Source organism: Streptomyces sp. NPDC091376, from assembly GCF_044757085.1.
Taxonomy (GTDB): domain Bacteria; phylum Actinomycetota; class Actinomycetes; order Streptomycetales; family Streptomycetaceae; genus Streptomyces; species Streptomyces pratisoli.
Genome location: NZ_JBIVUF010000011.1, coordinates 277,580 through 304,466 on the forward strand (window position 1 = coordinate 277,580; position 26,887 = coordinate 304,466).

17 protein-coding genes and 1 pseudogene are annotated in these 26,887 nt (G+C 70.9%); 11 read left to right on the forward strand and 7 right to left on the reverse strand.

Annotated elements, in window-relative coordinates:
• Positions 1-8 precede the first annotated feature (8 nt).
• Positions 9-2,969: an AfsR/SARP family transcriptional regulator gene (locus ACIQMR_RS24485; RefSeq protein WP_401390976.1), complete on the reverse strand. Its 2,961-nt coding sequence runs from the start codon at positions 2,967-2,969 to the stop codon at positions 9-11.
• 304 nt (positions 2,970-3,273) lie between these two features.
• Between ACIQMR_RS24485 and ACIQMR_RS24490 the strand changes: the two genes are divergently transcribed.
• Entirely contained in the window at positions 3,274-4,494 is a 1,221-nt protein-coding gene (locus ACIQMR_RS24490) for an amidohydrolase family protein (protein WP_401390979.1), read from the forward strand.
• Positions 4,495-4,608: 114 nt separating this feature from the next.
• Here the strand turns inward: ACIQMR_RS24490 and ACIQMR_RS24495 are convergent, their stop codons facing one another.
• Entirely contained in the window at positions 4,609-5,904 is a 1,296-nt protein-coding gene (locus ACIQMR_RS24495; protein ID WP_401390982.1) for a choice-of-anchor A family protein, read from the reverse strand.
• A gap of 541 nt (positions 5,905-6,445) precedes the next feature.
• Between ACIQMR_RS24495 and ACIQMR_RS24500 the strand changes: the two genes are divergently transcribed.
• The 7 genes from ACIQMR_RS24500 (at position 6,446) to ACIQMR_RS24530 (ending at position 15,448) form a co-directional block, all read left to right on the forward strand.
• Complete coding sequence (locus ACIQMR_RS24500) at positions 6,446-6,859, forward strand: PaaI family thioesterase (protein ID WP_401390985.1); 414 nt, start codon at positions 6,446-6,448, stop codon at positions 6,857-6,859.
• A gap of 286 nt (positions 6,860-7,145) precedes the next feature.
• Positions 7,146-8,075, forward strand: coding sequence for an LLM class F420-dependent oxidoreductase (locus tag ACIQMR_RS24505; RefSeq protein ID WP_401390988.1), 930 nt, complete (start codon positions 7,146-7,148; stop codon positions 8,073-8,075).
• Between the two features lie 10 nt (positions 8,076-8,085).
• Positions 8,086-8,838, forward strand: a complete 753-nt coding sequence (locus tag ACIQMR_RS24510; RefSeq protein ID WP_401390991.1) for an SDR family NAD(P)-dependent oxidoreductase — start codon at positions 8,086-8,088, stop codon at positions 8,836-8,838.
• Positions 8,839-8,937: 99 nt separating this feature from the next.
• Positions 8,938-10,056 carry an LLM class flavin-dependent oxidoreductase gene (locus tag ACIQMR_RS24515; RefSeq protein WP_266379103.1) on the forward strand — a complete coding sequence of 373 codons (1,119 nt, stop codon included), beginning with the start codon at positions 8,938-8,940 and terminating at the stop codon, positions 10,054-10,056.
• 387 nt (positions 10,057-10,443) lie between these two features.
• Positions 10,444-12,183 carry an amidohydrolase family protein gene (locus ACIQMR_RS24520; RefSeq protein ID WP_401390994.1) on the forward strand — a complete coding sequence of 580 codons (1,740 nt, stop codon included), beginning with the start codon at positions 10,444-10,446 and terminating at the stop codon, positions 12,181-12,183.
• Positions 12,184-12,197: 14 nt separating this feature from the next.
• The gene (locus ACIQMR_RS24525) at positions 12,198-13,667 is read left to right on the forward strand and encodes an aldehyde dehydrogenase family protein (protein ID WP_401390996.1); all 1,470 of its coding nucleotides are present in this window, start codon (positions 12,198-12,200) and stop codon (positions 13,665-13,667) included.
• A gap of 221 nt (positions 13,668-13,888) precedes the next feature.
• Positions 13,889-15,448, forward strand: a complete 1,560-nt coding sequence (locus tag ACIQMR_RS24530) for an APC family permease (RefSeq protein ID WP_401390999.1) — start codon at positions 13,889-13,891, stop codon at positions 15,446-15,448.
• Between the two features lie 59 nt (positions 15,449-15,507).
• Here the strand turns inward: ACIQMR_RS24530 and ACIQMR_RS24535 are convergent, their stop codons facing one another.
• Both ACIQMR_RS24535 and ACIQMR_RS24540 read right to left on the reverse strand, forming a co-directional pair.
• On the reverse strand, positions 15,508-16,521 hold the full coding sequence (locus ACIQMR_RS24535; RefSeq protein ID WP_401391001.1) for an alpha/beta fold hydrolase: 1,014 nt from the start codon (positions 16,519-16,521) through the stop codon (positions 15,508-15,510).
• Positions 16,522-16,696: 175 nt separating this feature from the next.
• On the reverse strand, positions 16,697-17,158 hold the full coding sequence (locus ACIQMR_RS24540) for a MarR family winged helix-turn-helix transcriptional regulator (RefSeq protein WP_401391004.1): 462 nt from the start codon (positions 17,156-17,158) through the stop codon (positions 16,697-16,699).
• Positions 17,159-17,264: 106 nt separating this feature from the next.
• On the opposite strand from ACIQMR_RS24540, the gene ACIQMR_RS24545 reads away from it, so the two are divergent.
• Positions 17,265-18,116, forward strand: coding sequence for an SDR family NAD(P)-dependent oxidoreductase (locus tag ACIQMR_RS24545; RefSeq protein ID WP_401391007.1), 852 nt, complete (start codon positions 17,265-17,267; stop codon positions 18,114-18,116).
• A 108-nt stretch (positions 18,117-18,224) separates the two neighbouring features.
• Entirely contained in the window at positions 18,225-19,871 is a 1,647-nt protein-coding gene (locus ACIQMR_RS24550; RefSeq protein WP_401391010.1) for a serine/threonine-protein kinase, read from the forward strand.
• A gap of 93 nt (positions 19,872-19,964) precedes the next feature.
• On the opposite strand, the gene ACIQMR_RS24555 is transcribed toward ACIQMR_RS24550, so the two are convergent.
• Entirely contained in the window at positions 19,965-21,479 is a 1,515-nt protein-coding gene (locus ACIQMR_RS24555) for a CehA/McbA family metallohydrolase (protein ID WP_401391013.1), read from the reverse strand.
• 204 nt (positions 21,480-21,683) lie between these two features.
• Here ACIQMR_RS24555 and ACIQMR_RS24560 point away from each other — a divergent pair, with 204 nt between their 5' ends.
• Complete coding sequence (locus ACIQMR_RS24560) at positions 21,684-22,514, forward strand: LLM class F420-dependent oxidoreductase (protein WP_401391016.1); 831 nt, start codon at positions 21,684-21,686, stop codon at positions 22,512-22,514.
• Between the two features lie 421 nt (positions 22,515-22,935).
• Here ACIQMR_RS24560 and ACIQMR_RS24565 read toward each other — a convergent pair whose 3' ends face one another.
• Both ACIQMR_RS24565 and ACIQMR_RS24570 read right to left on the reverse strand, forming a co-directional pair.
• The gene (locus ACIQMR_RS24565; protein WP_401391019.1) at positions 22,936-23,232 is read right to left on the reverse strand and encodes a hypothetical protein; all 297 of its coding nucleotides are present in this window, start codon (positions 23,230-23,232) and stop codon (positions 22,936-22,938) included.
• Positions 23,233-23,563: 331 nt separating this feature from the next.
• Positions 23,564-26,887 (reverse strand): annotated as a pseudogene (locus tag ACIQMR_RS24570) (DUF6531 domain-containing protein); the annotation flags it as partial.

The following is a 26,887-nucleotide window of genomic DNA, read 5'->3' on the forward strand; positions in this document are numbered from 1 at the left end:
ATGGGTCGTCAGGCAGCGGCGAGCGGGGTGAGGAGCGCTCTGACCGCGTCGGCTTCGTCGGCGCCCAGCTCCTCGTAGAGGGCGAGCGCTTCGCGCCAGCAGGCCCGGGCGCGGCCGCTCTGGCCGAGGGCGTCGAGGGCCTGTCCCAGCAGGGTCAGCACGTTGCCTCGCATCCTCTCACCGCCGATACAGCCGGTGGCGATGGCCTGTTCGGCGTGCTGCGCGGCGGCGGCCGGACGGCGTGCCTTGAGGTGGGCCTGCGCGATACGGAAGTGGGTCGTGCCCTCCCAGAGGCGCTGGCGGTCCTGGCTGAACATCTGCTGTGCCTGGGAGAGCTGTTGCAGGGCCTCGGCGTGCCTGCCGGCTTCTGTCAGGGCCACTCCGAGGGCGTACCGGCCGTTGGCCAGTCGTAGCGTCAGACCCATGCCGTCGTAGATCTCGATGCCCTGCTGGGCGAGGCTGATCGCGCTGTCCGTCCGGCCCATGAGCAGGTGCACGCGGGACAGGTTGCACAGTGCGCTGGCGGCGCCGGGGAGGTTCCCGTCGGCCCGCCATCCCTCGGCGGCCTTGAGGAGGTGTTCCTCGGCCTCCTCGTAGCGGTTCCGTATGCCGGCGATGATTCCCCGGTCGTTGTCCGCCCAGTGCACCGGGGCGGCGTCACCGGCCGCCAGTGCCAGCGCGCGCGCTCTGGCCGCTTCGTCGTCGGCCTCGTCGTACCGTCCCGCCACCAGGCGGACGCTCGTCAGCGTCGTCCTCGCACGTCCTTCCGCCTGGGTGTCGTCCGACGCGCGGGCGGCGCCGCATGCGGCGAGGGCGGCGGATTCGTACTGCTTGGCGTTGGCGCCCGACTCCGCGAGGTCCTTGGCCGCCCACAGCAGGTCCACCGCCCTGCGCAGCCTCGCCCCCACGAAGGACTGCCGTGCGCACGCGAGCAGGCAGTTCGCCTCGCGGTAGAGCCAGTCCAGGGCCTCGTGCCGGTCGGTGAAGGTGAGGCCTTCGTAGTCGGTCGAGGCGAGGTGGTCGACGAGGCGGTCGCCGGGGCGTTCCAGGGCGAAGACGCCCGCCGTGGTCGCCAGGTAGAAGTCCAGCAGCCGTGACAGCGCCGCCTCCCGTTCCGCCGGGGGCTGTTCGTCGCGTTCCGCGCAGGCACGCGCGTAGAGCCGGACGAGGTCGTGGTAGCGGTAGCGGCCGGGGGCCGCGGATTCCAGGAGGGAGGTGTCGACGAGGGCTTCGAGGAGGTTCTCCGTGTCCTGGACGGGCAGGTCCAGGACGGCCGCCGCAGCGGGGAGGGAGATGTCGGGGCCGTCGGCGAGGCCGAGGAGGCGGAAGGCGCGGGCCTGGGTGGGTTCGAGCTGGCCGTAGCCGAGTTCGAAGGTGGCCTTGACGGCGAGGTCGCCGGCCTGGAGTTCGTCGAGGCGGCGGCGTTCGTCGGCGAGTTTGGCGGCGAGGACGGACACGGTCCAGGTGCGGCGGGAGGCGAGCCGGGACGCGGCGATGCGGATGGCGAGGGGGAGGAAGCCGCAGGCGGCGACGACGTCGAGGGCGGCCTTGCGCTCGGCGCGGACGCGTTCCTCGCCGACGATGCGGGTGAAGAGCTGGAGCGCTTCCTCGGGGGACATGACGTCGAGGTCGACGAGGTGAGCGCCGGCGAGGTCGACCATGCGGACGCGGCTGGTGATCAGGGCGGCGCAGCCCGCGGTGCCGGGCAGCAGGGGCCGGATCTGCGCGGCGTCGCGGGCGTTGTCGAGGAGGACGAGGACGCGGCGGCCGTCGAGGAGGGAGCGGAAGAGCGCGGCGCGTTCGTCGAGGGAGTCGGGGATGGCCGAGTCCGCGGTGCCGAGGGCGCGCAGGAAGGCGCCGAGGACGGTTTCGGGTTCGGCGGCGCGCGGGCCGGCGCCCTGGAGGTCGACGTACAGCTGTCCGTCGGGGAAGTGGGGCCGGGCTTCGTGGGCGACGTGTACGGCGAGGGTGGTCTTGCCGACGCCGCCGATGCCGGCGAGTGCGGAGACGGCCATCACGGAGCCTTCGGCGCCGGCCAGCCGGGTGCCGAGTTCCCGTACGAAGGAGGAGCGTCCGGTGAAGTCGGGGACGGTGGCCGGGAGTTGGTGGGGCCGGGCGGGCCGGGGTGTGGCCGGCGTGGGCTGTTCGACGGGGCGGGCGAGTTCGGCGTCGGCCTGGAGGATGCGCTGTTGCAGGGCGGACAGTTCGGGCCGGGGGTCGACGCCGAGTTCGTCGGCGAGGAGCCGGCGGGTGTCGGCGTACACGGCGAGGGCTTCCGCCTGTCGTCCGCTGCGGTAGAGGGCGAGCATCAGCAGTTCGCGCAGCCGTTCGCGCAGGGGGTGGGCGGCGGTGAGCGCGGTCAGTTCGGACACGGCCTCGGCGTGGCAGCCGAGGTCGAGGTCCATCTCGAGGCGGGTCTCCAGGAGTTGGAGCCGCCATTCCTCCAGTCGGGCGCGCTGGGCCTCGGCGTACGGTCCGGGGACGGAGGCGAGCGGTTCGCCGTCCCAGAGCCCCAGGGACTTGTTGATCAGTGAGCGGGCCTGGCACCGGTCGCCGCCGGCGCGTGCCTTCTCGGCGTCGGCGACGAGTACCTGGGCCACGTGGAGGTCGAGGGCGTCGGAGGGGATGCGGACGGCGTAGCCGCCGGATTCGCTGACGAGGACGCCCGGGTCGAGGATCTTGCGCAGCCGTGAGGCGTACGTCCGTACCGCCGCGAGGGCCTGGGAGGGCGGTTCGTCGCCCCAGATGGCGTCGATCAGCTCGGCGGCGGTGGCGGTACGCCCCTCGCGCAGCAGGAGGGCGGCGAGGAGGGCGCGCTGTTGTGGTGATCCGGACGGCAGGGCCTGGCCGGGCCGCCAGGCGCGTACGGGGCCGAGCACGCCGAAGCGCAGGCCGTCGCCACCCGACCGTTCCGGGGTCCGTGGCTCCGGTACGCGTGCCTGTGCGGAGGGCCCGTCCTCACGGTGCATAGCTTCCCCCTGCCGGTACCGCTTCGATCCGCTCGCGTCGCCACTCACGTTGCCGCTCGTCCTGCCGATCGTCCTGATGCCCTGCTCGCCGGCTCGCCTGCTCGTCCTGATGCCCTGCTCGTCCTGATGCCTTGCTCGTCCCGCTCGTCCTGCGTGTTCGGCGGGTCCCGCCCCCGACAGTCTGCCTTGTGAGGCACTGACTCGTCAGTAGTGGGTGACGCTCTGCACAGGATCTGCAGGATCCTCTCCACCTGGGGGACATCAACTACTGACGGGTCGTCAGATCGGCGCTACCGTGGAACGCATGGAGACCTTCCCGAAGATCATCTCGGTGGACGACCACACGGTGGAGCCCCCCAACGTCTGGCGGGACCGGCTCCCGTCGAAGTACCGGGACACCGGCCCGCGCATCGTCCGGGCGCCGCTGAAGGAAATGACCTTCCTCGGCGGGAAGTTCGCGCCGGTCATGGGCGCGCAGGGCGACGACGGGCCGGTCGGGGACTGGTGGGTGTACGAGGACCTGCACCGGCCGCTCACCCGGCTCGACACCGCCGTCGGCTACGACCGCGACGAGATCAGGCTCGAGGTCATCACGTACGAGCAGATGCGGCCCGGCTCCCACAGCGTCCCGGACCGGCTCGCCGACATGGACGTCAACCACGTCCAGTCCGCACTCTGCTTCCCGACCTTCCCGCGCTTCTGCGGCCAGACCTTCACCGAGGCCAAGGACCGTGAGCTGGGTCTGCTCGGCGTCCGGGCGTACAACGACTGGATGGTGGAGGAGTGGTGCGGCCCGGACGCGCAGGGCCGGCTGATCCCGCTCACGCTGATCCCGCTGTGGGACGCGGAGCTGGCCGCCGCCGAGGTGCGGCGCAACGCGGCGCGCGGGGTGCGGGCGGTGGCGTTCTCCGAGATACCCCCGCACCTGGGCCTGCCGTCCGTCCACACCGACGACTGGGACCCGTTCCTGGCGGCGTGCGACGAGACCGGGACGGTCGTCGCCATGCACATCGGCTCCTCCTCGCGGATGCCTTCGACGTCCGCGGACGCCCCGCCCGCCGTCGGCTCGACCATCACCTTCGCCAACTGCTGCTTCTCGATGGTCGACTGGCTGATGAGCGGCAAGTTCGAGCGCTTCCCCAACCTGCGGGTCATGTACGCGGAGGGCCAGATCGGCTGGATCCCGTACATCCTGGAGCGCGCGGACGTGGTCTGGGAGGAGAACCGCGGCTGGGGCGGCGTCGCGGACAAGGTCCTGCGGCCGCCGTCGGAGCTCTTCGCCGAGCACGTCTACGGCTGCTTCTTCGACGACGCCTTCGGGCTGCGGAACCTGGACGCGATCGGCGTCGGGAACGTCCTGTACGAGACGGACTACCCGCACTCGGACTCCACCTGGCCCAAGTCACGTGAGGTCGGCGAGGCCCAGATGGGGCACCTGGCGCCGGATGTGGTGGAGCGGATCGTCCGCGGGAACGCGATCGAGCTGCTCGGGCTGACGGAGGACGGCCTCTGGGCAGGGCCCTGAGGAACCTGCGGGCAGGGCCCGTGCCGGATGTGGTTCACGGCACGGGCCCGCCCGTCGACCCGCGGAGCGGCGGGGCGGCGCCGCTCCGCGGGGGACCGTGGGGTTTCTTCCGGGTCAGGACGACGTACGGGCCTGGCGGCGGTGCACGGAGTACGCGACGAGGCCGCCGCCCACCAGGAGCACCGCCGCGCCGATCCCGAACGCTCCGGGGCCGAGCTCGCCGCCGGTGCTGGCCAGGTCGTCGCCACCGCCGTGCACCGAGGGGCCCGGCTCCGGTGCGGGCGACGGCTGCGTCGCGCTCGGCGTCGGCTTGGGCTGCTCGGGGACCTTGACCGGGGTCGGCTCCGGGGACGCCGCCGGCGCCGGTGCGGGAGGCGCGGGTGCCTCGCTCGTCTCGGTCGTCCCGCTCGCGGCACGGACCGTCGGCAGGCAGCCGGTGAAGTCCATGTGGTGGGTCTCGGCACCGGGCACGGACCTGAGTTCCCGCGCGATCACCGAGCCGTTGACGTGGCCGGGGCCGATCTCCCCGCCGGGACCCTTGCGGCCCAGCTCGACGGTGGCGTTCGGGGCGAGGATCGTGCCCGGCCAGGAGGTGTAGTTCTTCACCACCGAAGCGGCCTCGGGGAAGTTCCACAGCAGCTTGGACCGGGCGTCCTTGAAGCCCGGACCGCCGGCGGCGTAGTCGTCCTGGACGAAGGCGCCGGTCTGGGCGTCCCAGAGGTTCACTCCGTACGTCGGCGCCGAGTTCATGTCGTACGAGGAGCCGAGGACGTTGACGAGCGCGGAGGAGCCGGCGGGCACCTTGACGTTGATCTCCGTGGCCTGCTGGAGATCGGTGGCGTTGACGGCGAAGACGTTGACCGCGGAGTCCTCGCCGGTGAGCAGAAGGGCGGTGGAGCCCTCGGGGCGGGCGGCCGTGCCGTTCGGCGTGGTGGCGGCCCAGCCCGTCGACAGGGCGCGCAGCTCGGCGAACTCCTGGCCGAAGTCGACCGGGGAGGAGCCCTGCGCGTGCTTGCCGTCGACGGCGAAGCCGCCCTGGGACGCGGTGGGGGCGAGCTTGCCGTAGACGCCGGAACCCCGGGTCAGGACGACCTGGTTGGCGTGCAGGGTGCCGCCGACGACGAGGCTGTGGCCGCCGGCGAGCTTGTTCAGGTCGCCGTCGGTGAGCTTGCTGCCGACGGAGAAGCCCTGGCCGGTGCCGGCGTCACCGAGGTGCGCGTCACCGCCGATCGCGACCGCGCCCTCGGAGTCGGCGTAGCGCGTCGCGTCGTGCTCGACGAACTCGGCGTAGTTGCCTGCCGCTCCCAGCGGACCGGTCTCGCAGCCGGGGGAAGCGGAGGCGGCGGGTGCCCAGCTGAGGGCGAAGGATCCGGTCATCGCGAGCAGCGCGGCGACAGCGGGCGTACGCATACGGGACTCCAGGTCAGGGAGGCATACGGAGGTATGCGAGGAGAAGCCGCGGGGGGTGGGACACGACCTTCCGGCACCCTGGATTCGTGCGTCAACTGCCGCTAAACGGAACCGAGTTGGACAGAGTGATCCGTTCCGCCCACGCGTGGGCGTCTCGCGGTGACGCAGATCACATGACCGCCGGTAACACTTGGGCAACGTGCGATGGCGGCGTGATGGCGACGTGCGATGACGGCGTGCGACGGCGGCCGCTGCCCGAGGAGGGGAGCGACCGCTGTCCGGCGTGCCGTCGGGGCGGGATCAGCCGAGGAACACGGCCGCGATCTTGTTGTCGAAGCCGATGGCGGAGAGGTCGGCGACGTTGCCGTTCACGCCTCGGACTTGCCCACGCCCCGGACGGGCCGGGGTCATTCCGGACGGGTCGCGGCCGTTATGGACGAGTCACAGCTGTTCCGGACGGGGGCATGGCTGTTTTGGACAGGTCGGGGTCATTGCGCGCATGTCGTGGACACCCGCCCACGGACGGCGCCACCATCGGCACATGACGCTCACGCCGGCCGATGCCGACAAGATCCTCGCCGACAACTTCGCCCCCTGGGTGCTCGACCTCGGACTGGCCGTGGTCGAGACGGGTGCCCTCCACGCCGTCCTTCGGCTGCCCTGGACGGATCGCCTCGCCCGCGAGGGCGGTGCCCTGTCCGGCCAGGCGCTGATGGCCGCGGCCGACACCGCGACGGTGATCGCCGTCTCCTCGGCCCGCGGTGCCTTCGTCCCCATGACGACGGTCCAGCAGTCGACCACCTTCCAGCGCGCGGTGACCGGGGCGGACGTCCTGATCGACGCCCGCCTCTCCAAGCTCGGCAAGCGAATGGCCTTCGCGGACATCACCATGACGGCGACCGACGCGAACGAGCCCGCCGCCCGCGCCTCGACGGTGTACGCCCTGCTGGGCTGACCACCGACAGCCGGCGCTCCTCGCGCGGCCAAGGGCACGGCCAGGGCAGCCAGGGCGGCCGGAGCGGCCGGGGCTCCTCGCAGCCCCGGCCGCCGGCCCCGCAGCGGTCCGGCTCGTGGCCCCGGCCGCGCGGCCGTCCGGGTCGTGGCCCCCGGGGAGCCCACGTTCGCCCGCGGGCCGACGGCCGAACGCCCGGAGGCCCGCACACCCCTTGTCTGATGACGCGTCAGCCAAGACCATGGGGATCCATCGAATATGACGGATCGTCAGATCAAGGGGACCGATCATGGTGGTCTACGGGATGCAGCTCCCGGTCCAGTCGCAGAGCACCATCTACGCCGAGTCCTGGGAGGCCGCCGCCGGACCCGGCGATCTCGTCGAGATCGCCCGTGCCGCCGACCGCGCGGGCTTCGCGTACATCGCCGTCTGCGAGCACGTCGCGATCCCGCGCCGGCTCGCGGGCGCGATGTCCACGGTCTGGTACGACCCCGTCGCCACGCTCTCCTTCCTTGCCGCCGCCACCGAGCGGGTACGCCTGCTCAGCCATGTCGCCGTCGTCGGGCTGCGCCACCCGCTCCTGAGCGCCAAGCAGTACGCGACCCTCGATCACCTCTCCGCCGGCCGGCTGATCCTCGGCGTCGGTGCCGGGCACGTACAGGAGGAGTTCGAGGTGCTCGGGGCCGACTTCGAGCGGCGTGGGCCCGTGCTCGACGAGACGATCGACGCGCTCCGGGCGGCGCTCGGGCCGGAGGAGTTCCCGAGCTTCGCGGGCGAGCGCTTCGCCTTCGAGGGGCTCGGGCAGAAGCCCCGGCCCGCCCAGGCCCGCATACCCCTCTGGGTCGGCGGCTCCTCGCCCGCCGCCGTACGCCGCGCGGCCGTGAGGGGCGACGGCTGGCTGCCGCAGGGTGATCCGCGTGACCGGCTTCCCGCCCAGATCGCGAGACTCAGGACGCTACGCGAGGCCGCGGGCGTCACCGATCCGATCGAGATCGGCGCGATCACCGAGCCGCTGTACGTCGGCGACGCCGGCTGGGACGTCGGCCGGCGCGCGCTGACCGGCAAGCCGGAAGCCCTCGCCGAGTCGCTGCGCCAGTACGGCGCGATGGGCGTGGACCAGATCCAGGTGCGGTTCCGCAGCCGGAGCCGCAGTGAACTCACCGACCAGATGGCGGCCTTCGCCGCCGACGTCGCTCCGCACCTCGACCTCGATCGTTAGGAGTACGGGCATGGGAAAGCTGGACGGACGCGTCGTCCTCATCACGGGCGCGGCGCGCGGACAGGGTGAGCAGGAGGCCCGGCTCTTCGCGGCGGAGGGTGCGAAGGTCGTTCTCGGCGACGTCCTGGACGACCAGGGCGAGGCCGTGGCCAAGGAGCTCGGCGGACTGTACGTGCGTCTCGACGTGAGCCGCGAGGCCGACTGGGCGGCCGCCGTCACCGCCGCCAAGAACGCCTTCGGCCGTATCGACGGACTGGTGAACAACGCCGGCATCCTGCGCTTCAACGAGCTGGTGAGCACGCCCCTGGAAGAGTTCCAGCAGATCATCCAGGTCAACCAGATCGGCGCCTTCCTGGGCATCAAGACCCTCGCGCCCGAGATCGAGGCGGCCGGCGGCGGCACGATCGTCAACACCGCCTCGTACACGGCGCTCACCGGCATGTCCTACGTCGGCGCCTACGCGGCGACCAAGCACGCCATCCTCGGTCTGACCAGGGTGGCCGCGATGGAGCTCGCCCCGAGGAAGATCCGGGTCAACGCCGTGTGCCCGGGCGCCGTGGACACCCCGATGAGCAACCCGGACGGCGCGGACCCGGACGCGCTGGACGAGCTGTACCGGAAGCTGGTGCCGCTGGGCCGGGTCGGGCAGCCGGAGGAGGTGGCGCGGCTCGCGCTCTTCCTGTCCTGCGAGGACTCCTCGTACATCACGGGTCAGCCGTTCGTCATCGACGGCGGCTGGCTGGCCGGAGTCAGCGTGTTCTGACGCTTCGTCAGCTATTGACGGTGCGGTCGCACGGTGGAACAGTCGGTGCCGTCAGATCTGACGGTACGTCAGAAACGTAGGGACGGTGGTGGGACCCCCATGGAATTCGGGCTCTTTGTTCAGGGTTACGTCGGCAAGCGCGCCGAGACCGACCCGCTCGCCGAGCACAAGGCGCTGATGGAGGAGACCGAGTACGTCATCCAGGCGGACAAGTCCGGCTTCAAGTACGCCTGGGCCTCCGAGCACCACTTCCTGGAGGAGTACTCGCACCTCTCCGCGAACGATGTCTTCCTCGGCTATCTCGCCCACGCGACCGAGCGGATCCACCTGGGGTCCGGCATCTTCAACCCGCTCGCGCAGGTCAACCACCCGGTGAAGGTCGCCGAGAAGGTCGCGATGCTCGACCATCTCAGCGAGGGGCGCCATGAGTTCGGCTCCGGGCGCGGCGCCGGCTCGCACGAGATCCTCGGGTTCATCCCTGGTGTCACCGACATGAACTACACCAAGGAGATCTGGGAAGAGACCATCGCCGAGTTCCCCAAGATGTGGCTCCAGGAGGAGTACCAGGGCTTCCAGGGGAAGCACTGGCAGCTCCCGCCGCGCAAGGTGCTGCCGAAGCCGTACGGCAAGTCCCACCCGGCGATGTGGTACGCGGCCGGGTCCCCGCCCTCGTACGCCATGGCCGCGAAGAAGGGGCTCGGGGTGCTGGGCTTCAGCGTCCAGAAGGTCTCCGACATGGAGTGGGTGCTGGAGCAGTACAAGACGGCGATCGTCGACGCCGAGCCGATCGGTGACTACGTCAACGACAACGTGATGGTGACGACGACGGCGATCTGCGCACCGACGCACGAGGAGGCCGTACGGATCGCGGTCGGCGGCGGACTGCACTACCTGCCGTCGCTCGTCTTCCGCTACCACGACACCTTCCCGCGGCCCGAGGGCTTCCCCGCCTGGCCCGAGACGCTGCCCGAGTACAACGAGGAGATCATCGAACTCCTCATCGCCGAGGAGCTGTTGATCTGCGGCGACCCGGACGAGGTGCTGGCGCAGTGCAAGCGCTGGGAACAGGCGGGGGCGGACCAGCTGTCGTTCGGGCTGCCGATCGGGATCTCGAAGGAGGCGACGCTGCAGACGATCAGGCTGGTGGGCGAGCATGTGATCCCGAAGATCGACACGGACCCGGTGCACCGGACCACCCGCTTCCGCGAGTCCGCCTGACCGGGCGCTCCACCCCCGCACCCCCATCCGCGCACGAGGCTCGTCCCCGCCCCTCCCGGTGCGGCCTGCTCCCGAACCGGGCAGGCGGGGGCTCGGCTTCCTGCCGGGCTGTCGCCCCGCGCAGCGGCTCCTCCCCGTCCCACCACAGACCGCGGGCGACGTCTTCCCGGATCGCCGTCCGCGCCGCCCGGCCGGAGGGCCACGCGGCCGCGGCCGGCCGCGGAGCCCTCCGACCGGGCCACGCCCACGCCCACGGCCGCAAACCCCGGCTCACCGCACCTCAACGCACCGCACCTCAACGCACCGCACCCGGCTCACCGCACGCCGACTCACCGCACGCCGACTCTCCGCACCCCGACCTCACCGCACGCGAAGGGACGCCACGTCATGCTCGACCACCTGATCAAGGGCGCAACCGTCGTCGACGGCACCGGCGCCCCCGCCTACCGCGCCGACGTCGGCATCCGTGACGGACGCATCGCCGTGATCGCCGAGCCGGGCACCGTCACCGAGGAGGCCGGGTCGGTCGAGGACGCGACCGGGCTCGTCCTCGCCCCCGGATTCGTCGACCCCCACACGCACTACGACGCCCAGCTGTTCTGGGACCCGTACGCCACCCCGTCCCTGAACCACGGCGTGACGACCGTCGCCGGCGGCAACTGCGGCTTCACCCTCGCGCCGCTCAACCCCGACCGCCCCGAGGACGCCGACTACACGCGCCGCATGATGTCCAAGGTCGAAGGCATGTCGCTGGTCGCCCTGGAAGAGGGCGCGCCCTGGAGCTGGCACACGTTCGGTGAGTATCTGGACGCGCTGGAGGGCCGTATCGCCGTCAACGCGGGCTTCATGGTGGGGCACTGCGCCCTGCGCCGGCACGTCATGGGCCCGGACGCCGTCGGCGGCCGGCCCAGTGACGAGCAGTTGCAGCAGATGCTCACGCTCTTCCACGACGCGATGGACGCCGGCGCCTGGGGACTGTCCACCACCCAGTCGTCCACCCACTCCGACGGGGATGGAAAGCCCGTCGCCTCCCGGCACGCCGAGCCCGCCGAACTGCTCGCCCTCTCCCGGGCCGTCGCGGAACACGAAGGCACCCAGCTGGAGGCGATCGTCGCGGGCTGCCTCGACCAGTTCTCGGACGACGAGATCGATCTGCTCGTCGAGATGAGCGCCGCCGCGGGCCGCCCGCTCAACTGGAACGTCCTGACCATCGACGCCGCCGTCCCCGAACGCGTCCCGCGCCAGCTCATCCCCTCCGAACGCGCCCGCAAGGCAGGCGGCCGGATCGTCGCGCTCACCATGCCGATCCTCACCCCCATGAACATGTCGCTGGGCACCTTCTGCGCGCTCAACCTCATCCCCGGCTGGGGCGAGATCCTCGCGCTGCCCGTCCCGGAGCGGATCGTGAGGCTCCGCGACCCGGAGGTCCGCGCGGAGATGCTGCGCCGCGCCGCCTCCAAGGAGGCCGGAGTGTTCCGCCGGCTCGCCAACTTCGAGCGGTACGTCATCGGCGACACGTACTCCGCGGAGAACGAGGGCCTCACCGGACGCGTCGTGCGCGACATCGCAGCGGAACGCGGCCAGGACCCCTTCCAGTGCCTCGTCGAGATCTGCGCCAACGACGAACTGCGCACGATCCTGTGGCCGATGCCCACCGACAACGACCAGGCCAGCTGGACACTGCGCGCCGAGACCTGGCAGCACGAGGACGTCATGCTCGGCGGCTCCGACGCGGGCGCGCACCTGGACCGGATGTGCGGGGCGCCGTACACGACCCGCTTCATCGGCGACTGTCTGCGCGGACGCGGACTCGCCACCCTCGAAGAGGCGGTGAAGATGCTCACCGACGACCCGGCGCAGCTGTTCGGCCTGCGGGAGCGGGGCCGGATCGTCGAGGGCTTCCACGCGGACCTGGTCCTCTTCGACCCGGAGCGGATCGACGCCGGCCCGGCCACCCTGGTCCACGATCTGCCCGGGGACAGCCCGCGGCTGGACTCGCGGGCGATCGGCATCGTGTCCGTTCGCGTCAACGGCGTCGAGGCGATCCGCGACGACGAGGTGACGGGCGCGGTACCCGGCAAGGTGCTGCGCTCGGGCCGCGACACCAGGACGGTGAGCACGAGGTGACCAGGAAGCACGAGGTGACCACGAAGAGGGCGGCGCAGCGGCTGTATGTGGGAGGGGAGTGGGTCGAACCGGACCGCGGCCACTACGAGGTCGTCGATCCGGCCACCGAGGAGGTCGTCGGTCTCGCTCCCGAGGCGAGCCGCGACCAGGTGTACGAGGCGGCGGCCGCCGCCCGGGACGCCTTCGACGCATGGTCCCGTACGGCCCCCGAGGAGCGGGCTGCCGTCCTGGACCGCGCCGCGGACGTCATCCAGCGGGAGTTCGACGCGTACGCCGACCTCGCACGCGCCGAGACGGGCGCGACGACCGGCACGGCCCGCGGGATGCAGGTCGCGGTCGGGGTGTCCCGTTTCCGCCGGTACGCCAAGGGCGCGCTGGAGCCGGTCGAGCAGGGCCTGCCGCCGCAGATCAACGAGGCGGGCCCGATGGGCCGGGCGGGGATCTTCGGCGCGCTCGCCGCCCGCCGCCCGGTCGGTGTGGTCACGTGCATCACCTCGTACAACAACCCCTGGGCGAATCCGGCGGGCAAGGTCGCGCCGGCGCTCGCGATGGGCAACACGGTCGTCGTGAAGCCGGCGCCGCAGGACCCGCTGTCGGTCTACCGGATGGCGGAGGCGCTCGCGGAGGCGGGCGCGCCGCCCGGGGTGGTCAATGTGGTGAGCGGGTCCCGGAGGGAGGTGGGGGAGGCGGCGGTCGACTCACCGGACGTCGACATGGTCAGCTTCACCGGCTCCACGGCCGTCGGCCAGCGCATCGGCGAGGTGTGCGGGCGCGGCATGAAGCGGCAGCTGATGGAGCTGGGAGGAAAGGGCGCGGCGGTCGTCTTCGACGACGCCGACCTCGACTCCGCGGTCATGGGCATCGGCACGACGTTCGCCTTCTACAGCGGCCAGATCTGTACCGCGCCGACCCGGGTGCTGGCCCAGCGGGGCATCTACGAGCGGCTGGTGGAGAAGCTGACGGGCTTCGTCGGCTTCATGAAGGTCGGCGATCCGGCGGAGCCGGGCACGGTGGTCGGCCCGGTGATCTCCGCGGCCCACCGGGAGCGGATCGAGTCGTACGTCGAGCTGGGGAAGAAGGAGGGCGCGCGACTGGTCGTGGGCGGCGAGCGCCCCGACGCCGCGCGCGGTTTCTATGTCGCGCCGACGCTCTTCGCCGACTGCACCAACGAAATGCGTGTGGTGCGGGAGGAGATCTTCGGCCCGGTCGTGGTCGTCGTGCCGTTCGAGGACGAGGAGGAGGGCATCGCCCTCGCCAACGACAGCGACTACGGACTGATCGACTACGTGTGGTCGGGCGACGTGGCGGGGGCCTTCCGGGTGGCGCGGCGGCTGCGGGCCGGCGGGGTCGGGATCAACACGATCGGCCGGAACATGGAGGCGCCGTTCGGCGGTTTCAAGAAGAGCGGCGTGGGGCGGGACGTGGGCTCGTACGCGCTGCACGCGTACAGCGAGCTGCAGGCGATCGTGTGGCCGGGTGGATGAGATGTGAACCGCACGGGAAATTTTCGAAATAGGACAAAGCGGTCATGGCTGCGGTTTCCGTAACTCGGAGTAATCCGTGCGGCGCCTGCGAATGATTCGAGTGGTGCCCGCTAGGCCTTTGGATCGTCGATCGACTTCTCGTGGTGATGGCGATATCGAAGGCCCAGTATTCGGAGATCGATCCTCCGGATACGGGAACCGCAGCGTTTAACGTCCTGTTCATGACTCAGCTGGAGACGCGGCCCCAGGTCGGAGACACGGTACGGGGACGCACTGATGGGGGCGTCCTGGCCAAGGGGCTGGAGAAGAATTCCGTCGGCCTCCTCGGCAGTGCCGTCATCGGCATCTCGACGGTCGCCCCCGTGTACTGCCTGACCTCCACGCTCGGCTCCACGGCCGGCGAGGTCGGCCTGCAGATGCCCGCCGTGTTCCTGGCCGGCTTCCTGCCGATGCTCCTCGTCGCCTTCGCCTACCGCGAGCTCAACCGGGCGATGCCGGACTCCGGCACCTCCTTCACCTGGACCGTGAAGGCCTTCGGCCCGCGGGTGGGCTGGATGTGCGGCTGGGGCCTGGTGATCGCCACGATCATCGTGCTCTCCAACCTCGCCGGTGTGGCGACGTCGTACTTCTGGCTGCTCGCCGGTGAGATCACGGGCAGCGAGTCGATCGCCGCACTCGACGGCAACAAGGCCGTCCACATCCTCACCTGCCTCACCCTGATCGCCGTCGCCACCGCGATCAGCTACCGCGGCATGACCGCCACCAAGCGCCTGCAGTACGCGCTCGTCGGCCTCCAGCTCGTCGTCCTCGCGGTGTTCGTGGCGATGGCCCTCCAGAAGGCGGGCAGCGGTGCCTTCGACACCGGCCTCGACTTCTCCTGGTCCTGGATGAACCCCTTCGCGGTCCAGTCCTTCGCGGCCTTCACCGCCGGCCTGTCGCTCTCGATCTTCATGTACTGGGGCTGGGACGCCTGCCTCTCCACCAACGAGGAGACCACCGGCTCCGACCGGACCCCCGGCCGTGCCGCGCTCGTCGCGATGGTCGTCCTGGTCGGCTCCTACCTCGCCACCGGTGTCGCCGCGCAGATGGCCGTGGGCTCCGGTGACAAGGGCCTCGGCCTCGCCAACCCGGAGACCTCCGACAACGTCTTCGCCGCGCTGGCCGGCCCGGTGATGGGCCCGGTCCTCGGCATCGCGCTCTTCGTCGCCGTCCTCGCCTCGGCCGCCGCGAGCCTTCAGACCACGTTCATCCCCGTGGCCCGCACGGTGCTCGCGATGTCCGCGTACGAGGCGCTGCCCGCGTCCTTCGCGAAGGTCCACCCGCGCCACAAGGTCCCCGGCAAGGCCACGATCGTCGCGGGCATCGCCACCGGCGCGTTCTACACGATCATGACCCTGGTCAGTGAGCACGTCCTGGTCGACACCATCTACGCGCTCGGCCTCATGATCTGCTTCTACTACGCGCTGACCGCCTTCGCCTGCGCCTGGTACTTCCGCCGCGAACTCTTCCGCTCCGGCCGCGACTTCGTCTTCAAGGGTCTCTTCCCGGTCCTCGGCGGCGTCCTGCTCGCGGCGGTCTTCGGCAAGACGCTCTACGACATGTGGGACCCGGCGTACGGCTCCGGCTCCGCGGTCTTCGGCGTCGGCTCGGTCTTCGTGATCGGCGTCGGCCTGCTGGTCCTGGGTGCGGTGATCATGCTGGTCATGCAGCGCCGCAGCCCGGCGTTCTTCCGGGGCGAGGTCCTGACGAAGGACACCCCCTCGCTGGTGATCGCGGACTGACGCGCCCTCCGGCCCGGAGGGGCCCGCCCGTATCCCCCGCGGGCCGGGCCCTTCCGGGCTCAGCGCTGCCCGGGGCCGCCCGGCAGTGCGCGCAGCCAGTCGACCAGCAGCGAGCCGACCTCGTCGGCCCGTTCCTGCTGGACCCAGTGGCCGCAGCCCTCCAGGATGTGGGAGGACACCAGACGGGGAAGCGTGGTCGGGTAGGCCTTGATGGCGTCCGCCATCCACAGGGTGGGCCCGTCGCGCTCCCCGCCGATGAACAGGGACGGCTGCGTGATCGGTGCCCCGTCCCAGGCCGCGAGATCCGCCCAGTCCCGGTCGATGTTGCGGTAGCGGCTGAGCGGGCCGGTCAGCCCGCCGCGCTCGAACTCGCCGGCGTAGAAGTCCAGATCCTCATCGGTGAGCCAGGACGGCAGCGGACCACGGGGGAACCGGTCGCAGAGCCTTCCTCCCGCCGGGACGAAGAAGCGGGGGCCGTCGGCCGACGGCTCCGCCTCGCCCGAGGCCCCGGCGTAGAACCCGGCCAGCCAGGACCTGATGTCCGGCTCGATCTCGGCCTCCGCCCGGCCCGGCGTCTGGAAGTACTGGATGTAGAACTCCTCCCCCGCGCCGCGCCGCGCGAACGCGTCGGTGGGGCGAAGCCCGCCCCGCGGCGCGTACGGCACGCTGAGCAGAGCCACGGCGGTGAAGAGGTCCGGTCGCAGCAGGGCGGTGTTCGCGGCGATCGGCGAGCCCCAGTCGTGCCCCACGATCACCGCGGACTCGGCGCCGAGAGCCTTCACCACCGCGACGTTGTCGGCGACGTGGGCCAGCATCCCGTACGCCTCCTGCCCGACGGGCTTCGACGACCGTCCGTAGCCGCGGACGTCGATCGCGACCGCGTGATAGCCCGCCGCGGCGATCACCGGAAGCTGGTGGCGCCACGAGTACCAGGACTCGGGGAACCCGTGGACCATCAGGACGAGAGGGCCCGAGCCCTGTTCCACCAGATGGATGCGGCCGCCCGGGGTGTCCACGAGGCGGTGCCGCGGCGGCTGTCCGGACGCGGCGGCGGAACTGACGGGGTGTGACATCCGCTCTCCTGGGGCCCTCGGGCTGTGGCAGGGTGCCGGACGGCAGCCCGTGCGCAGGTCATCGGTACCCCTCAGGCATACCGCTCAGCCGCGCTCCTCGAACGTGGCATATGGGGTGACCGGGTGCCGCCGGTGGATCCGGGTGTCACACCGAGCCGCCCCGCGGCCCTCGGCGTCAGGCGTCCTTGTGAGCCTTGAGCTTGCGCCACACCGCGCCGAGGGCTTCGAGGTCCTGCTGGTCGAGCACATCGGTGAAGACCGGCGCCAGACAGGCGCGGCGGGTCGCGTCGGCCTCCTCGAAGAGCCGGCGGCCCGCCGGGGTGAGCGCCACCTCGATGGAGCGGGCGTCCCTAGCGGAGGGCGTCCGGGAGACCAGTCCGCGCGTCTGAAGGGCGTCGAGAACGCGTGACACCTGGCTGCGGCTCAGCATGGTGCTGTTCCCGAGCACGGAGGCGGCGACCGGTTCCTCGCTGTTGGCGAGCCACAGCATCACCTCGAACCAGGACACGGGCAGGTCGTGCGCCTTGGTGAGGGCACGGTCCACGCGTTCGGTCAGCACGGTTCCGGCCCAGACCAGGCCGTAGAAGGCGTGGTCGGCCTCGGACATCTCCGCCGGGGTGAGTTTCCTGGTCGCCATGCTCCGATCGTACCGGGTTGCGTGTGTGCACACGCAATGCTTAAGGTGTGTGTACACGCACCGAAGTGGTGTGTGGTGATACGTCCTGATCCGAAAGGGATCCCTCATGTCTTCCGCCACCCCCACCAAGGTCGTCCTCATCACCGGCACCTCCTCCGGCATCGGCCTGGCCGCCGCCGTGGCCGCGGCGAAGGCCGGCTGGCGCACGGTCGCGACCCTCCGCGACACCGGCCGCGCCGACGCCCTGCGCAAGGCCGCGGCCGAGGCCGGGGTAGAGCTCGACATCCGGCAGCTCGACGTCGTCGACGAGGCCTCGGTGACCGCCGCGGTCGACGGAGTGATCGCCGACCACGGCCGGCTCGACGCCGTGATCAACAACGCCGGCGCCGGACACCTCGGCACCCTGGAGAACGACACCGTCGCCGACGTCCGCGACGTCATGGAGGTCAACTTCTTCGGCGTCCTCAACCTCTCCAAGGCCGCCTTCCCCCATCTGCGTTCCGCCGGCGGCCGGCTGATCACCGTCACCAGCGTCGGCGGTGTCGTCGGACAGCCCTTCAACGAGGCTTACTGCGCGGCGAAGTTCGCCGTCGAGGGCTACATGGAGAGCCTCGCCCCGGTGGCGGCCTCCGTCGGTGTGGCCGTGTCCGTCGTCGAGCCGGGCGCCGTGGCCACCGAGTTCGTCAACAACATCGGGGTCGATCTGGAGGCCGAGATCGCCGCCGCCGGTCCGTACGCCCCCGCGCTCGACGCCTACGTGAACCGCACCGTCGCCCAGTTCCTCAACGCCGCCCAGACCCCGGCGCAGGTCGCGGAGACCGTACTGGAGGCCCTGACCGCGGACCGTCCGGCGTTCCGTCTCCAGACCTCCGACTGGGCGCGCGGCTTCACCGGCACCAAGCTCGACGACCTCGACGGTTCCGCCGTGCTGGGCGTCACGAGCGGCTGGGTGGCATGACCCCCTCCGGCCGCGAGGGTGTCCCCTCACTCGCCGCGAGGGCGTCCCTTCACCCGCGCGTGTGACAATGCCCCGTCCGACGACAGGCAGGCACGCGAGGGACAGCCGATGGAGGCACTGGACGCGCGGGATCCCCGCACGGTGGGGGAGTACCGCATCCTGGGGCGGCTCGGCGAAGGCGGCATGGGCCGCGTCTACGTCGCGCGCAACGCGGGCGGCCGGTCCGTGGCGCTCAAGTTCGTCCACGCCGACATGGCGGCCCTCCCCGGCTTCCGCGAACGCTTCCGCCGCGAGGTGGAGGTCGTCCGGCGCGTCGCCGGGGCGGGCACCGTGCCGCTCGTGGACGCCGGGGCCGACGAGCGGCACCCCTGGTACGCCTCGGAGTACGTGCCGGGCCCCTCGCTCCAGGAGGCCGTCGACACCTTCGGGCCGCTGCCCGCCGACGCGCTGTGGCGGTTCGCCGCCGATCTCGCCGCGACGCTGGAGCACGTACACGGCCATGAACTCGTCCACCGTGACCTCAAGCCGTCGAACGTCCTGCTCTCCACGGCCGGGCCCCGGCTCATCGACTTCGGCATCGTGCGCGCGGCCCTCGACACCGTCCTGACCCTGAACGGTGAACGTCTCGGCACCCCGGCTTACATGTCGCCCGAGCAGGCCTACGGCGAGCAGGTCACGGCGGCGAGCGACATCTACAGCTACGGGCTGACCGTGGCCTTCGCGGCGACCGGCCGGGTCCCGCTGCGCGGCACGCTCGCAGGACCGCTGCCGGGCGTGGACCCGGCGCTGGACGAACTCGTCCGGCACTGTCTCGATCCGGACCCCGGTCGCCGGCCGGCCGCCGCGGACCTCGTCGCGCGGGCGAGGGCGCTCGACACGACGACCGACACCTGGCTCCCGGCGCCGGTCGCGTCGCTGATCGCCCGCACGTCCGAGGAACTCCTGAACCTGGACACCCAGGCGACCCCCGACCGACCCGACACCCCGCCCCGGCTTCCCGCGGAGGCACCTGCCGGGTCCTCGAGCCCTGCGCCCGCTGCCGCTGCGGGCTTTCACGAGGCGGCGACCCGGCTGTCGGCTCCGCCTCCGCTGCCCAGGACGCGGGTGTACGAGAACCCGTATCCGAACGTCGCCCCCGGCGCGCCGAGCAGCCCGAGCACGCCACCCGGCCCGGGCAGCGCGAGGGCCCTCAGCGCCCCGGGCACGCCACCCGGCCCGGGCACTCCTCCGGTCAAGGCGCAGACATGGCCGCCTCGGGGGGCCGTTGCGGCGGGGCCGCCCTCGGCGCCCGAACCCGCCGCGGGCGACTGGCCGTACCGCGGATTCCTCGGCCGGCCCCGCATCGGGCTCATGTGGCTCGCACCCCTCGCGGCCTGCTCGTTCCTCCTCGCCTTCGCGCTGCCGAGCGCCATGGGCGGTCTGCGCCTGCTCGCGGCCGCGGCCCTGATGAGCCTGTGCTTCTGGCTGGCCGCCGACCGCAACCGCACGGACCGCGTCCGCTGGTTCCGGCTCAACCAGACCTACTGGCTCACGCTCGGCCTGCTCACCCTCCAGGGCTGGTCCGCGGTCGCCGCGTACGACAAGGACCTGCTGGAGGCCGTCGGCCGCAGGAGCGACATATCCGGCCTCCAGATCGTCGTGGGCGGCCTTCTCAACGCCCTGGAACTCTTCCTCGCCCTGGGCTCACTGGCCCTGCTCTACGTCGTACCGGCCGCGATCGGACGGTGGATACGCGCGCGCAGGTCTGGTCTCTGACCGACCACCCTCCCGCCACCCGCCCGAGCCGCCCGTCCGCCGGAATCGCCCGACCGCCGGAACCGCCCGACCGCCCGTCGGTCGGTCGATCGGTCAGTCGTCCCCCAGGAACACCGGGTTCGTGAACGCCGCCAGTGGCCCGGGAAGGCCCGGGATCGGCACGACCGCCGGGTGCCGGACCTCCGCCCGTACGTACGCCGCGTACGCCGCCGTCGTACGCCACTCCACCGTGCCCGTGCCCTCCGCCGGGAGCGTCGCCGTGTGGAGCACGCCCTGGTCGGTGACGATGCGGGCGGTGCGGCCGGGCGCGCCGGTGACCTCCAGGCGGACCGTCACCGGGTCGTCGGCGTCGACACGGAGCCGTTCGCCGATGCCCGCGTGACGCCCACGGCCGCCGTACGCGGCGAAGGAGAGCGAGACGGCCGACGATTCGGCGACGTACGAGCGGCCCGCGCGGATGCCGTCCAGGACGGCCTCACGGGTCAGGTCGTCGGCGAGGACCACGGTCTGCGGGGTGCCGACGGGATCCGGGTCACGGTGGGCGTCGCTGCTGCCCATCGCCGGGGTCCAGCGGTGGCCCGAGCGCACGGAGGCCACGAGCATGCTGTCCCAGTCGGCGAGGGACACCTCGTCGTCGGGGGTGTAAGGGCCGTTCCACACCTCCACCGCGTCCGCCTCGCCGAAGCCGAACTTCCAGTTGCAGCCGATGCAGGTGGCGTGCGGGTGGGCGGGCACGACCAGGCCGCCGGCACGACGGATCTCGCGCGCGTAGTGGCCGAAACGGTTGTCCCGCGCCCGGTAGCGCCAGTCGACGAACGTCCCCGGGTCGGTGCCGAGCGCGACGACGTGCCCGTTGCGGGTGGTGACCTCCTCGCCGAGGAGGATCAGCAGGTCGTCCCCGGCCACGTCCGCCCATGCGCCGTGCGCCGCATGCGTGTTGTGCTCGCTGCTGTTGATGAAGTCCAGCCCGGCGGCGCGGGCGAGGGCGGCGATCTCGGCGGGCGTGCGGCGGCCGTCCGAGTACCAGGAGTGCAGATGGCAGTCGCCGCGGTACCAGGCCCGGCCGCGCCCCTTGGCCCGCTCCGGCGGGTACACCGGCTTCGGCGTCGCGGCCCGGGGGCCGTACGTGAGGGTGATCGTGACCGCGTACGGCAGGCCCTCCGGCGCGACCGTGTACGGGCCCAGCGCGATGTGCCAGGTGCCGGCGCGGACCGGTCCCGCGATGTACCCGGGCGTCGCCTCGTCGCCCCGGATGATGAACTCGCTCCGTGCCCCGCCCGACCAGCCGCGGAAGCCCTCGCCGCCGAGTGCCGTACCGCGCTCGTCGAAGACGCCGATGTCGAGCGCGTTGCCCTGGGTGCCGGCCGGGACCTGCGGCTTCTCGTACGTGTACGACACCCGGATCTCCGCGACGCCGCGCGGGACCTCGACGGGGAGGTACACGAAGTCGGGCGAGCCGGGCGGCAGGGTGCCGCGTACGACCTTGGTGGTGGCCGTCGTTCCCGCGTCGGCCGCTTCGGCGAAGCTCACGCTGCTCAACGTAAGCGCCGCGGCGGCTCCCGTCACGAACAGTCCGCGTCTGCTGATGAACGAGTCGTCGTTGCACATGCCGTCGGCTCCCCGGGTGGTGGTGAGAGGGACAGGAGTGGTGCCGCAGTGGTGCCGAACAACCTCGTACCCGGCCGTGAACCCCGCGGCAAGGGGAGGGGGTTGGCCGGTTGCCGCCACATGGCCTTCCGGGACCCTCGGAATCTCCCGCCGTACCGCGTAGCTTGATCCCGCACCAGAGTCGACGGAGGCGGAGGCGCCGGAATGCGGATCTCGACCACGATCTTCCTCACGGACGAGACGATCACGCCCGTACGGCTGGCGCGCGAGCTGGAGGAGCGCGGCTTCGCCGGTCTGTACCTGCCCGAGCACACCCACATCCCGGTCGAGCGCGCCACGCCGTACCCCGCGGGCGGCGACCTCCCGCCCGAGTACGGCCGTACGCTCGACCCCTTCGTCGCCCTCGCCCAGGCCGCGGCGGTCACGACGAACCTCGGCCTCGGCACCGGCATCACGCTCCTCGCCCAGCACGACCCGATCGCCCTCGCCAAGCAGATCGCGACCCTCGACCACGTCAGCGGTGGCCGCTTCACCCTCGGCGTCGGCTTCGGCTGGAACAGGGAGGAGGCCGCGGACCACGGCGTGGACTGGGCCACCCGGCGCGAGCTGAGCCTGGACCGGATGCACCTGATGCGGGCGCTGTGGACGGCCGAACCGACGGCGTACAAGGGCGACTTCGGCTCGGTCCGCGCCTCGTACGCCTACCCGAAGCCGGTCAGCGGTGGCGCCCCGCGCGTGCTCGTCGGCGGCGCGGCGGGCCCGAAGCTCTTCTCCCACATCGTCGACTACGCGGACGGCTGGATGCCGATCGGCGGCCGCGGCCTCACGGAATCGGTCCCGGTCCTGCGCGACGCCTGGGAAAAGGCGGGCCGCGACCCGGGCACGCTCCAGATCGTCCCCTACGCGGTCCTCCCCTCGGCGGGCAAGCTGGCCCACTACGCGGAACTGGGCTTCGAGGAGGTCGTCCTCCAGCTCCCCCCGGCGGGGGAGACGGAGGTCCTGAGGGTGCTGGACGCCTACGCCGAGTACGTCTGACGCCTCGGGACGTTCCCGCGCGGGGCTACGGTGGCTCCTCGGGACTTCCCCTCCAGACGGGCACCTCGGTCTGGGCTCAATGTGATGTTTCGCAAGGACCGTTGTCATGCATGACGGACACTTCGGTGCCCGACGTGGCGGGGGCCGGGTGTCGGTGATGCATGAGATCCGCGCACTGAAGATGATTCGACCGCCCCCGATGCCCTCACCCGCCGACACCGATCGGACGGCCTACAAGGACCGAGCGCCAGGTAATCGAGCGGTGCGGCCGTGCTGAACACCATGGAACGCGAAGAGTGTCGCGAGGCTTCGGCCACCACCATTGCCCACAGGTTCGCTGTGCTGATGAAGAGCGGTGAACGGGCCTGCGCTCTCGTCCTCGCGCTTCCTGGGGAAGTTCGGGAACTCGATTCTGGGAGCGTTACACCTTTCGCTCCCAGAACGGCGTTCCCACGCGTATCCGGATCTGTTTGTCGCGATCGACCAGATCGACCACGGTGCCCTCCACTATTTCGCCCACCTCCGGCAAGGGCGTCGGAGGGTCTTCTTCGGTGGTCGAAGGATTGTAGGAGCTGAGATCGATGAAGCCATTCACGTCGGGCGCGCCCTCCAAAGTGAGAAATACGCCAAAATTGAATCGCGCCTTCACCTTGCCCCGGGCGCTTGCGCCGAGAGGGTATCGTCGCTTGGCTTCCTGCCAAGCGTGCTCGTTCGTCATCGGTGCCGGATCCTTGGGTATTGGTTGAGTTCTTCCACGGCGGTATTCGGGATTTCTAGCTCGATCAATGGGCCGCCCTCGTAGGGTTTCTCGTACCCTTTGAACTTGGCGTCGTAATCTGCCCTCGGGATCCGTATCTCAATGACCCCCTCGCCGTAGAACGGGGCGTATTTTGTTTCGGGCAATGAGCGCTCCTTGGCGAAGTACACCATGCCATTGAAGTACGGATCATTGGGGCCGCCTGGGAAATTCTCCTTCAGGTAACCGTGTAGCTCTTGGAAATCCCCTTGCCCTCTCTGGGGTGCCTTGAATATCGGTTGTACATCCTCATCATCCTCCGGGCACGGTGACAACCCCAGATGGTCAGTCCACGTATGCGGATTGGGGACGTAGGCGGAGGGATTGGGTGACGGGGAGAGGCCCATCGGATCCGGTGTCAGGTACCTCCCTGTCTCAGGGTCGTAGTGCCGGTGGAAGTTGTAGTGGAGCCCCGTCTCCGGGTCGAAGTACTGTCCCGGGAAGCGCAGCGGCGTGTAGGCCGTGCTGGACGTCGCCCAGGTCGTCGTTCCCCACAGAGTGCTCCGCGTGTGCCACGCCAGTTCGCCCGACTCGTCGATGAGTTCGTTCGGGGTGCCGACCAGGTCGGTGACGATGGCGAAGAAGCGCTCGTCGATCGACTCCTGTGGGGCATCGGCCGACAGGATGCGCTCTGTTTGGGTGAGCGGGTGCAGGCCGTCGTAGTCCCAGGTCAGGGAGACCGGGTTGGGGAGTTCTGCGGACTCGGTGGTCTGTTCGCAGAGGGTCGCGCCGTCCCAGGTGAAGGAGACCTGCTCGATGACGGTGACGCCGTCGTCGGCGAGGCGTTGCTTGGCGATGCGGCGGCCCAGGGCGTCGTACTGGTAGCGCCAGACCGCGCCGTCCGGGGTGGTCACGGAGGTGAGCCGGTCCTCCGCGTCCCATTCGTAGCGCCAAGTGTCCGGCTTGCGGGACAGGCGGGTCTTCTGGCGCAGGACGATGCGGCCCTGGGCATCGTGCTCGTAGCGGACGTTGCCGGCGCGAGTGATACGGGTGCCTGTGTAGGCGCGGGGGCCAGTGGCTTCCTGGCCGGGGTGCGTGGTGGGCCAGGATGCCTCGGTCTGGTTGCCCGCCGTGTCGTAGGCGTAGCGCTCGGTCCAGTTGGACGCGTGGATCGCGGTGACGCGTCCGGCCGTGTCCAGGTCGAAGGTCCTCGCACCGGCAAGCTGGTCGTCGATGCCGACGAGGTAGCCGTCGGCACGGTACGTGTAGCCGCGCCGCTGGAGGCTGCCGCTCGCGCCGGCGACATGCTGGTCCGTCAGTCGGCCCATCGGGTCGAAGGTGTGGTGGATCGCGACGGTCTCGCCGATGCGGCGGGCGAGTTCCTGCCCGGCCGCATCGCGCTCGAACGCGACTGTGCGTCCCGAGGTCGTCAGCTCCGTACGGCGGCCCGCCGCGTCGTACGACCAGCTGCTGACGGCCCCGCCCGGTGTCGTCCTGCCCGTTCGGCGGCCCAGGACGTCGTAGGCGAAGGACAGGTCGCGGCCGTTCACCGACTCGGACCTGAGCCGTCCGTAGCGGTCGCGCAACCGAGTCAGCGTCGCGTCCTGGTTCGCCGCCGTCGCGAGTTCGTCGAAGACGTCGTACTCGTAGGTGGTGACGGAGCCCTCGGCGTCCTTGCGGGTGATCTGGCCCAGTGCATTGTGCTCGAACCGCACGCTCTGGCCGAGGCCGTTCGTCCGGGACGCCAGTTGCCCCGCCGCGTCGTACGCGTAGCCGAGAGCCCTGCCGTCGAAGTCGGTCTCCGATATGAGCCGGCCCGCCGGGTCGTACTCGTACGACCAGGTCAGGCCCTGCGGATTGGTGACCCGCGTCAGACGCAGATTGGTGTCGTGCGAGAACTCGTACCGCACACCGTCCGGCCCCGTCCGGGCCACGAGGAGGTCGAAGTCCGTGTACTCGAAGGTGGTGACACCGCCCATGGCATCTGTGTGGCGGGTGCAGTTGCCCTCGCCGTCGTAGGTCCACGACTGCGCACTGCCGTCCGTTTCGACGCGTCGTGCGACCTTGCCCTCGACCGTCCATTCCAGCCGGGTGAGCGCCCCGAGCGGGTCGGTGAGGGCGACCGGCCTGCCGAAGGCATCCCGTTCGTAATGAGTCGTCGCGCCCAGTGGATCGGTGATCTCGACGGGAAGACCTGCCTGGTCACAGCGCACGCGGCTGGTGTGGCCACCAGCGTCCGTCACCGATATCAGGTGTCCGGCCTCGTCGTAAGTGAAGTGCGTGGTCGCGCCCGAGGCGTCGGTGGCTGAGGTGCGGTTGCCGCGTTCGTCGTAAGTCCGGCGCACCACCGTCCCGTCGGCGTCCCGGACGCGCAGCGGCAGTCCCAGTCCGTCGTACTCGACCGACAGTTCCCGGCCGTCCGGACGCCGCACGGTCACCGGCCGACCGGCCTCGTCGTACGACGTGCTCGTCACGTGGCCGAGCGGGTCGGCGGTGGCGAGGAGCCGGTTGAACGGGTCGAACTCGAAGCGGGTGACGGCGCCGTTCGCGTCGATCTCGGCGACTACCTGCTGACGCTCGTTGATCACATAGCGCTTGGTGTGGCCCAGACCGTCGGTCATCGAGGTCGTCCGAAGGCCGGTGTCCGGGTCGGTGTCGTCCCAGGTGAAGTGGGATTCGACATGGCCGTTCGTACCGGACTGGTACACGCACCGGTCGAGGTGGTCGTAGACGTAGTCGTAGTGGCTGCCGTTGGTGTCGGTCCACGACGTCATGCGGCCGAGGTCGTCGTAGCCGAACCGCACCGGCCGGCCACAGGAGTTGATGACCTCGGTCAGATGGCCGTCCGTGTAGCCGTACCGCAGGATCTCCTGGTCCGAGCCGTCGGCGGCGGCACCCGCGAGGTGCAGCGCGGTGACCCTGCCCTCGTCCGTCGTGAGCTTCAGGTGGTAGCCGCTGTGGTGCACGAGCGATGTCGGGGCGCCGGACTCGTCGCGGTCGAAAGTGATCCAGCGGCCGTTGCGGTCGTCGAGCTGCACCAGGAGGGCCAGTTCGTCGGTGTGGTCGGTGAAGTGCCAGACCCGTCCGGTGTCAGGGTCGCTGACCGTGTAGCCGTGGTCCGTACGGTCCAGGGGCCAGCGCCTGCCGTGCGTGGGCAGCATGGGGACGCCGGGCGCGGGGTGTGGGTAGGCGAGCAGACTGCCTTCGTCGCAGGCGAAGACGATGCCCTCGGAGTCGATCTCCAGGCGCTGATCGACGGTGCTGGACCAGGTCGGACCGAACCAGCCACCCGCTCGGTACGAGGAGTCGAAGGAACGCCGGAACACCAGAGGCAGGGAGCCTGCGAGGACGATGTCCGTCTGCGGCAGGAGCACACGGCCGTTCGCGACGTCGACCGGGTCTCCGTCGCACTTCGTCTCACTGCACTGTTTGCCCTTGCCGTCGGGATCCTTGGTGTGCCCGTCCCGTGCCTTGGTCGGTGGGCTGTCGGCGAGGTCCTTCATGCCTGCCCTGAGCCCGCCCCGGAGGAGACCACCGCCCTTAGACCGTGTCCTATGTGGTGCTGGCTCGTTGGACTGTTCATGGGGCGGGATACGTGGAGTTGGATTGTTCCGGACGGGTTGTGGGAGATCGCGAA